Here is an 8,191-nt window from a genome sequence, read left to right on the forward strand (position 1 = left end):
GGCGCGTTCCAGCGTTGCCCGTTCCGCCTAAAACGTCGGGAGACAGCCATGCAACATACCGTGATTGGTTTATTCGACACCTACACGCAAGCGGAAGGCGCCCGCGACACCCTCGTACAAATCGGGCTCGCCCGCGACACGATCGAGTTGCAGGCGAATCCGGAACCGTCGGTCGACTCGGCCACCGGTGAAGTCGCCAACGCCGGCGTGCTGGCAAATATCGAACGCTTTTTGTCGAGCCTGTTCACCAGCGGTTCGCGCGAACCGGAAACCGCGCGTTACGCCGAAGCCGTGCGGCGCGGCGCCGTGCTGGTGTGTGTCCACGCAACCAGCGAAGCTCATGCCGAACTCGCCCGCGATACCCTGGCGAGGCTGGGCGCAACCGACATCGGCGAACGCCTGCCCGACTGGAATGTGCAAGCGCCGGCAAGCCGCGATCATTCGGTGCTCGACGAATTGGGCATCGGCGCGATGACGCCGGGCACGCCGCGGACTTCGAGCACGACAACATCGGCTACGCCCGGCATGACTAAGCCGAGCGCAACAACTACCACCACAACCACCCGGCCGGCCGGAACGGGCGATCCGTTGCATCCGGTGCCGCCGGCAACCACGCCCGCCGAACCGTTCGTGCCGCCGCCTGTCAACGAGCGGCCTACCGTCGATCCGGTCAATGAGCCGGTGATCGATCCTCTCGTCGGCGATGCAGGCCGCAGCGCGATCGCCGCCGGTTCGGTGCCGGGTTCCGGCGCGGTGATGCAGCCGTCGGAAGTCGTCTCCGAAGCGGGGCAGCCGACCGCCGGTCTGGGCGGCCAGATGCCGAACGAATATCTGGAATACGAAGAAGATTTCCGCTCGCACTATGACGAGCAGTACGCGGCCGACAGTGCGCGGTATGAAGATTACGTGCCGGCTTACCGGTACGGTGCGGAAATCGGCCACGACGCGCGGTTTCGTGATCGTCCATGGGACGACATCGAGCCGGAAGCTCGGCGTCATTGGGAAAGCACGTCGCCGGACAGCACCTGGGAGCGTTTCAAGCTAGCGGTGCGTCACGGGTGGGAACGGGTGACGGGGCATCACCACGTATAGAGAGGTAAGCGCGGCGGCCGCCCTGCATGAAAGCTGGATGCCGCCGATGCCTCGCATCATCCCGCGCGGCAAGCCGGTCCGCGAGCCATGCGAGGCATGACGGGACGTCGGTCATGCAGCCGTGTGCCGCTTGACCCAGGCGACGTAGCGGTCGACGAAAGTCTGCAGAAACTTGCGGGTACGGTCGTTCACGATCTCGCCTTGTTCGTTGATGACCGCCGGGTCGTGTTTGATGAATACCTCGGGCTGCCCCAAGGTCGCGACATCGAGATAGGCGAGCACATTGCGCAGATGCTGCTGCGCAAGCGCGGAGCCGGTTGCGCCGACCGAGGTGCCGATCACCGCGGCGGGCTTATTGCCCCATGAGTTCGTGCCCCACGGTCGCGAGCCCCAGTCGAGCGCGTTCTTCAGCACGCCGGGGATCGAGCGGTTGTATTCGGGAGTGACGAACAACAGGCCATCGGCCGCTTCGACACGCTGCTTCAACTGCTTGCCGGCCTCGGGATAGTCGGCGTCGTAGTCCTGGCTGTAGAGCGGCAGCGAGGCGATGTCGATGAATTCGAAGGTGAAGTCGGACGGTGCCAGTGAGATCACCGCACGAGCCAGTAGACGGTTGAACGAGTCCCGCCGCAGACTGCCGACGACCACTGCAATGTGATGGGCCATGGTTCGCTTCCTCGATGTCGGGCGCTCGACGCGCAAAGGTACGAACTGCCCATCTTAGGCAAAAAGCCGCGCGAGCGGGGCGACTGGAGAAGCCAATGTCACTGTCCCGGCGCACCTGAAAAGCGTCGCGCACCAGCGGGCGGTGGATAACCTGGCGGTCCGCAAAGTTATCCACAGAATCGCTGAATAACCCTGTGGATAACTGGCACTTTTGCCTTGTCAATCAAGCATGGCTCCGGTCCATGACGTTTTGAGGCAAACGTGTGCTGCGGGGTTCCTGACCGGAGGCAACCCGGAGCCGCCGGCAGCAGCGGATAGCGGCGTTGCTATGTGCGCCAGCGCTCATTGAACGTCGCCTCGCGGCGATCACGAGCGGACGAACGGACAATCGGGATAAGTGGATTACCGTTTGCGGCTCGATCTGCTCTCGGCGCCCAATGAAACGATTTTCAGGAGGACATAACCATGAGTTCCAACTACGCAGGCAAATCCCACGACGAAGCGGTGGCTGCTCGCAAGAAGGAGAAGCAGCGCGCGCAGGAACAACCAGGCGGCGAGTTGGCCGTCGACGGCACGCAAGCGGACAAGGTGCACAGCAGCGGTGAGTTGTCCGAACGCGGCAAGGAAGTGTGGCGCAAAGGGAGCGCGGGATCGATGGAGGCGGGAAGATCTAGCCGTCTGTCGCGGTGCGGACACGGCGCCGCACATCGTCTGGCCAGGTCCAGTTCGGCCTCGACGCAAAAAGGGCGCCGTTTTCCATCCGGCGCCCTCTTTTGCTTCGAAACTTCTTCGATGACGGACTTTCGTCGTCGGCACGAGATTCCGTGCCGTGCCCGTCAACCGGTTAGTTACCGAAGAACACGTTGCAGTACGATGCCGGGCCGTTGCACTGAGCCGGAGCCGCAGCGTGGGCTGCGCCGGAAGCGGCTGCAAACAGGGCGACGGAAGCGATCAGGGCGGACAGAATGCGTTTCATGGTGCTACTCCTCAGCGTTTGGTTCGCGATCAGGTGCGATCGATGGCTGAAGAATAGCGATCCAGCGCCTGCTTACAAATACCGAAGACGAGAAGACATTTTTTCAATTGTGGAAATAATCTGTAAGGGGTTTCGAGGCGTCGGGACCTGCTGAAGAACGTCTGTTTACCACCTCTGCCAGTGGGCGGACAGGACCGAACAGCGACAGTTTTTGATTTCAGTTTTTGCAATAATTATTTGCTTCTGTCGCAACGTGTCATAAAGCGCCCACGCGCGCGACCAAGCTCATCCGGTTATCGCTTTGTCGACGGGCATATGTTCAACACCAATTCGCTTGCGCAGGAACGTGAGGGAGAATGGCCAACGCACGCGCATCCCGCGCCGGGACACCTACACGTTCATGAACTACCACGTTTCAGGAGACCACGCGCTTCAGCCGCGGGCGCGTCGGCGGAGCATGCCATGGCGCAGGTAGGGACTGCGGCGCTCGACGATCCCGGTTACCTGACGCAATTGCGGCGCGATCTGGTGCGCTTCGCCCGATTGCAGTTGCGCGATGCCGCAGCCGCCGAAGACGCCGTGCAGGAAGCACTGGCTGCCGCGTGGACGCAAGCCGACCGCTTCGCGGGGCAGTCGGAACACAAGACCTGGGTGTTCGGCATCTTGCGGCACAAGCTCGTCGACACCTTGCGAGCCCGGCAACGCACGATCAACCTGTCGGCGCTCGAAACCGAACTCGACGGCGAAGCGCTACTCGATCGCGAACTGTTCAAGGACAACGGCCACTGGTCGCGCGAAACGAAGCCGCGCCCCTGGCCGACGCCCGAAACCGCCTTGCGTCGGCAACAGTTCTGGACCTTGTTCGAGATGTGCCTGGAAAATCTGCCCGAGCATATCGGACGCGTTTTCATGATGCGCGAATTCCTCGATCTCGATACCGAGGCCATTTGCGCCGAACTGCAGATCAACGCCAACCACTGCAGCGTGCTGATCTACCGTGCGCGGCTGCGCTTGCGCACTTGCCTCAGTGAAAAGGGCCTGGCCAGCGAGGATGCGAATGGGGAAGTGTAAGAACATCACGCGCCTGTTATCCGACGCGCTGGACCGTTCGTTGACGACCGGCGAATGGCTGGCGATCCGACTGCATTTGCCGATTTGCAGCGGCTGCCGCAACTATCGCAAGCAGATCCGCTTGTTGCGTGTGGCGGCGCATTCGGTGAGCGGGATCGAGACGGTGGATGGGGCAGTGCGCGACGAGTGAAGCCTGACGTGGGTGCGCGGCTCAATGTCGGCGCCACCGCGGCATCGCAACCGTGCATCCACGCGCAGTTCATCGTCCATGCATGCCACTGCGGCGTCAACGCTCGCCAGCCGGCGTGTCCCGATAGCGTTCGAAAACCGCGCGTGCGACGCTTCGTCGATCGCGACAGGATGCGCATCCGTACGCGCCGGATGCTTCTCCAGCTGCGCGCGCGTGCGAATCGGCCGATGCTGGAAATTGCCGCCGCAATTCGGACAGACATTGCGCAGCCGGCTGAGCGCGCAGACTTCGCAGAACGTGCATTCGTATGTGCAAATCATCGCGTCGGACGCGTTCGGGGGCAACGACTTGCCGCATCCTTCGCAGGACGGCCTGAGTTCGAGCATGGCGGCGACTCCGCTTTTCTGAGGGCGCGAGGCACGGGCTGCGCCTCGCTTGCTGGCAAGTGTAAGCGGCGCTTGCCGCCCGGAGAAGGCCGCACGGCCGTCACATCCCGTCGACGTCCGCGCGGCGGGTGCGCGTGGTCAGGTCAACATGCTCCACAACACGAGCGTTAGCGCTAGGCCGACGACGGACACGATCGTCTGCAACACCGACCAGACCAGCACCGTCTGTTTCAATTGCAGCCCGAAATATTCGCGCACCATCCAGAAGCCGGCGTCGTTCACGTGGCAGAAGAACACCGACCCCGCGCCGATCGCAAGCGCCATGAGCGAATTGTGCGTCGCGCTCAGGCCGGCGACGACCGGCGCGACGATACCAGCCGTCGTCGTGGTAGCGACAGTCGCCGAGCCCGTTGCCTGACGCAGCGCAACGGCGATCAGCCAGGCGAGCAGAATCAGCGGCAGGTGCGCACCCACCGCGATCTTGCCGATGGTCGTGCTGATGCCCGCGACCACGAGTGCCTGCTTCAGCCCACCGCCCGCGCCGATGGTCAGCAGCAGCGCGGCGATCGGCGGCAGGCTTTTGCGCAGAATGCCGCCGACGCGCTCACGCGCCATCCCACGCGACCAGCCGAGCGCCACCACCGCGAACAGCACGGTGAGGCCGAGCGCGACGAGCGGCTCACCCAGGAAATTCAGCATGTTGAACAGGAACGTCTCGGGCTGAAGCAGCAGTTTGGCGACCGTGCGGCCCAGCATCAGCGCCACGGGCAACAGGATCGTGATGAGCGAGATCGCGAAGCTCGGCGGCTCGGCAGTGTTTTGGTGCGCGCTGAAGAGCTTGCCCAGTTCTTCCGGTTCGGCCACATGCATCCGTTTGGACAGCCAGATGCCGTACAGCGGACCCGCGAGAACAACCGCGGGAATCGCGACGATCAGGCCGAGCCCCAGTGTCAGGCCGAGGTCGGCGTGCAGCGCGCTGACCGCGATCAGCGGACCCGGATGCGGCGGCAGCAACGCGTGCAGCGTGGTCATGCCGGCCAGCGCGGGAATCGCGATGCGCAGGATCGGCTGCTGCGAACGGCGTGCCATCACGAAGATGATCGGCACCATCATCACGAGGCCGACTTCGAAGAAGAGTGGCAAGCCGATGATCAGCGCGACCACGGCCATCATCCACGGCAGCGTGCGCGGCGTGGAGTGCTTGAGAATGGTCGAGACGAGCCGGTCGGCGGCGCCCGATTCGGCCATCAGCGCACCGAGCATCGCCCCCAGCGCAATGATGATGCCGACGTCGCCGAGCAATGCTCCCGCGCCTTTGCTGAATGCGCTCGCGACTGCTTCGAGCGGCAGGCCGGCGGCAAAACCCGCCGCGAACGTGCCGACCAGAATCGACAGAAACGGCGCGAGCTTTAGCGCGCTGATGAAAATGATGATGAGCGCGAGTCCAAGCGCACATGACAGGATGAGTTGAGTATCGTGGGATGCCCACGGCGTGAGTGTTGTCGTCACAGTATCCCTTTAATCGAATGACGCAGCCGCGGTCTTGCGGGGAGGACAAATTGTAGCGGCCAGTGGCGGCTCGAAGCGCCGACGCGCGCAGGAGGCGGCCCAGCTGCTTCGCCCGCAAGCGTGATTTGCTTATGCGAATTTATCGGTTCGCCCCGGTTTGCAGACGAACTATTGTCGGAGCCAATCGGTCCGTTTCGCGTCCGTCTTCTTAACGAGCCTCCCCATGTCTCATCATTCCCAACTTACGCGCCGCGCGTTCCTTGCCGGCGCGGGCGCATCGCTGGCCGCCGCCGCGTTGCCCGTCATGCCCGGTTTCGCTTTTGCCGCCGACGCGCACGCCAAAGAACTTCGCATCGGCTATCAGAAAGCGGCCAGTACGCTGGTGTTGTTGAAGTCGCACGGCACGCTCGAGAAGCGGCTCGCGCCGCTCGGCGTCGCCGTCAAATGGACCGAGTTTCCGGCCGGCCCGCAATTGCTGGAAGGGCTGAACGTCGGCGCCATCGACTTCGGCTATGTTGGCGAGGCGCCGCCGGTATTCGCGCAGGCAGCCGGCGCGAATTTCGTCTACACCGCCTATGAAATTCCGACGCCGCACGCCGAAGGCATCCTCGTGCATCAGGGTTCGCCGATCAAGACACTGGCCGACCTGAAGAGCAAGAAAATCGCGCTGAACAAAGGCTCGGACGTGCACTGGTTTCTGGTCGCCGCGTTGCAGAAGAGTGGCGTGCAGTTCAGCGAGATCCAGCCTGTCTACCTCCCGCCCGCGGATGCACGCGCGGCTTTCGAACGAGGCGCCATCGACGCATGGGCGATCTGGGATCCGTTTCTCGAAGCGGCGAAGCGGCAGTCGAACGCGCGCTTACTCGCGGATGCCGACGGGATCGTTAGCCACCATCAGTTCTTCCTGAGCGCGCGGCCGTTCGCGCAGCAAAACGGCGAGGTGCTTGCGATCGTGATGGACGAAGTCGGCAAAGAGGGCGAGTGGGTGCGAGGTCATTACAGCGAGGCTGCTGCGCAGCTCGCGCCGATTCAAGGACTCGACGCGGGGGTGATCGAAGCGGGCTTGCGGCATTACGCGCATATGTACAAGCCCGTCGATGCGAAGGTACTCGCGGAACAGCAACGTATCGCGGATACGTTCAGTCAGCTGCGCATCATTCCGACCAGGATCGTCACGAAGGAAGCGGCGCTGCCAGCCAAGGTCTAAGGCGCTGACGGCCATGTGTTGACCGCGTTATGTGATGCACCTCCTTGCGACGCTCAGGAGAACAGCGCCGCAACGTTCTCCGGTGGGCGGCCAATCACGGCGCGCCCGTTTCGCACGACGACCGGACGTTGCAGGAGGATGGGGTGCTTCGCCAATGCTTCGTATAACTGAGCGTCGGTCAGTGCGGGCTCGGCGAGTTTGAGTTCTTTGTATTCGGCTTCGGTGTCGCGGATCATCTCGCGGACTGGACAGCCCAATTGAGCGTTGAGTTGTTTGAGTTGTGCGACGCTCAACGGCTGTTTCAGGTATTCGATGACTTCAGTCGTTTCGTTGGCGGTGTTGTAGGTGCTGGTGATTAATTCGCAAGTGGCGCGGGATTTGGAGCAGCGCGGGTTGTGGTAGATCGTGATCATGGCGGTGAAGGTGAGCGTTGTGTGTTGCGGGGGGATTTTTTTGCTGGGGGGATTTTTTTGCTGGGGGGATTTTTTTGCTGGGGGGATTTTAGTGTTGGAGGTTGGTCTGGGGGCAGCCGCTCGCTTTGCGTTGAGGACTCTTTGGTTTTGAACGATTAGGGTAGACGGGGAAGACGGTAGATCTGTTCCAGATAGGAATCTTGCGGCAGAGGGATTGCTTTTGTTGGCGTCGGGGATTTCTCAGTCGGTCTGCAGGGCTGGATAGTTCACATTCGGACTACGGAACAAGTCAGCGCTACATATTTTACTCAGACTATTTCGGTTTTTTGGTTTTTGCACCGCAGCCCAGGTCAAGTTTGGCGGAGATGCGTGTCGAGGTGAGGGTGTGTTCGGAAGGTGGTGAGAGTCGGGCCGCTCAGGGATCGGCAGGAAAAAGTGGGGGCGTCGGAAGCCGTGCAATGCTCGCCTGCGCTACGGAGGCGGTCTAACGCGGTTTATGCGCATAAACCGTATACGAAAAGGTGGCCGGCAGCCGACACGAATTGATCGCGCACCGTGCTCGTCGATGTCACCGGGATAGAGGTGCGTTGAGCGAGAGATCGCCGTTGCCGTTGCCGTTGCCGTTGCCGTTGCCGTTGCCGTTGCCGTTGCCGTTGCCGTTGCCGTTGCCGTTGCCGTTGC

Annotated in this window: 8 protein-coding genes and 2 pseudogenes; 5 read left to right on the top strand and 5 right to left on the bottom strand. The window is 62.4% G+C overall.

All coding sequences use genetic code 11. The features are described from left to right. Positions 1-48 precede the first annotated feature (48 nt). Entirely contained in the window at positions 49-1,092 is a 1,044-nt protein-coding gene (locus PQR02_RS33855; RefSeq protein ID WP_408242027.1) for a hypothetical protein, read from the top strand. Positions 1,093-1,203: 111 nt separating this feature from the next. Here the strand turns inward: PQR02_RS33855 and PQR02_RS33860 are convergent, their stop codons facing one another. Then, the gene (locus PQR02_RS33860) at positions 1,204-1,758 is read right to left on the bottom strand and encodes an NADPH-dependent FMN reductase (RefSeq protein ID WP_408242029.1); all 555 of its coding nucleotides are present in this window, start codon (positions 1,756-1,758) and stop codon (positions 1,204-1,206) included. A 465-nt stretch (positions 1,759-2,223) separates the two neighbouring features. Between PQR02_RS33860 and PQR02_RS33865 the strand changes: the two are divergent. Beyond that, positions 2,224-2,432, top strand: a pseudogene (locus tag PQR02_RS33865) (hypothetical protein). Positions 2,433-2,602: 170 nt separating this feature from the next. On the opposite strand, the gene PQR02_RS33870 reads toward PQR02_RS33865, so the two are convergent. Beyond that, the gene (locus PQR02_RS33870) at positions 2,603-2,734 is read right to left on the bottom strand and encodes a hypothetical protein (RefSeq protein ID WP_257030615.1); all 132 of its coding nucleotides are present in this window, start codon (positions 2,732-2,734) and stop codon (positions 2,603-2,605) included. A gap of 462 nt (positions 2,735-3,196) precedes the next feature. Here PQR02_RS33870 and PQR02_RS33875 point away from each other — a divergent pair, with 462 nt between their 5' ends. Further along, positions 3,197-3,805 (top strand): RNA polymerase factor sigma-70, encoded by a 609-nt coding sequence (locus PQR02_RS33875; protein WP_408242031.1) that lies wholly within the window; start codon positions 3,197-3,199, stop codon positions 3,803-3,805. Beyond that, a complete protein-coding gene (locus tag PQR02_RS33880; RefSeq protein ID WP_408242033.1) occupies positions 3,792-3,995 on the top strand; it encodes a zf-HC2 domain-containing protein in 204 nt (67 codons plus the stop codon). Before PQR02_RS33875 ends, PQR02_RS33880 begins: the two co-directional genes overlap by 14 nt. A gap of 96 nt (positions 3,996-4,091) precedes the next feature. Here PQR02_RS33880 and PQR02_RS33885 read toward each other — a convergent pair. Both PQR02_RS33885 and PQR02_RS33890 read right to left on the bottom strand, forming a co-directional pair. Then, a pseudogene (locus PQR02_RS33885) lies at positions 4,092-4,381 on the bottom strand (DUF1272 domain-containing protein). Between the two features lie 138 nt (positions 4,382-4,519). Continuing rightward, positions 4,520-5,890, bottom strand: coding sequence for a GntT/GntP/DsdX family permease (locus tag PQR02_RS33890; protein ID WP_408242035.1), 1,371 nt, complete (start codon positions 5,888-5,890; stop codon positions 4,520-4,522). A 223-nt stretch (positions 5,891-6,113) separates the two neighbouring features. Here PQR02_RS33890 and PQR02_RS33895 point away from each other — a divergent pair, with 223 nt between their 5' ends. Beyond that, positions 6,114-7,097, top strand: coding sequence for a sulfonate ABC transporter substrate-binding protein (locus PQR02_RS33895; protein ID WP_408242037.1), 984 nt, complete (start codon positions 6,114-6,116; stop codon positions 7,095-7,097). A gap of 53 nt (positions 7,098-7,150) precedes the next feature. Here PQR02_RS33895 and arsC read toward each other — a convergent pair whose 3' ends face one another. Continuing rightward, entirely contained in the window at positions 7,151-7,510 is a 360-nt protein-coding gene (arsC, locus tag PQR02_RS33900; protein WP_408242039.1) for an arsenate reductase (glutaredoxin), read from the bottom strand. Between the last annotated feature and the right edge of the window lie 681 nt (positions 7,511-8,191).

This window comes from Paraburkholderia sediminicola, assembly GCF_046026895.1.
GTDB classification, from domain to species: Bacteria; Pseudomonadota; Gammaproteobacteria; order Burkholderiales; family Burkholderiaceae; genus Paraburkholderia; species Paraburkholderia sediminicola_C.

Bases quoted from the DNA above. Each gene is read 5' to 3' on its own strand.
- PQR02_RS33855 (WP_408242027.1), top strand. From the start codon at position 49: ATGCAACATACCGTGATTGGTTTATTCGACACCTACACGCAAGCGGAA.
- PQR02_RS33860 (WP_408242029.1), bottom strand. From the start codon at position 1,758: ATGGCCCATCACATTGCAGTGGTCGTCGGCAGTCTGCGGCGGGACTCG.
- PQR02_RS33895 (WP_408242037.1), top strand. From the start codon at position 6,114: ATGTCTCATCATTCCCAACTTACGCGCCGCGCGTTCCTTGCCGGCGCG.
- PQR02_RS33880 (WP_408242033.1), top strand. From the start codon at position 3,792: ATGGGGAAGTGTAAGAACATCACGCGCCTGTTATCCGACGCGCTGGAC.
- PQR02_RS33870 (WP_257030615.1), bottom strand. From the start codon at position 2,734: ATGAAACGCATTCTGTCCGCCCTGATCGCTTCCGTCGCCCTGTTTGCA.
- PQR02_RS33875 (WP_408242031.1), top strand. From the start codon at position 3,197: ATGGCGCAGGTAGGGACTGCGGCGCTCGACGATCCCGGTTACCTGACG.
- arsC (WP_408242039.1), bottom strand. From the start codon at position 7,510: ATGATCACGATCTACCACAACCCGCGCTGCTCCAAATCCCGCGCCACT.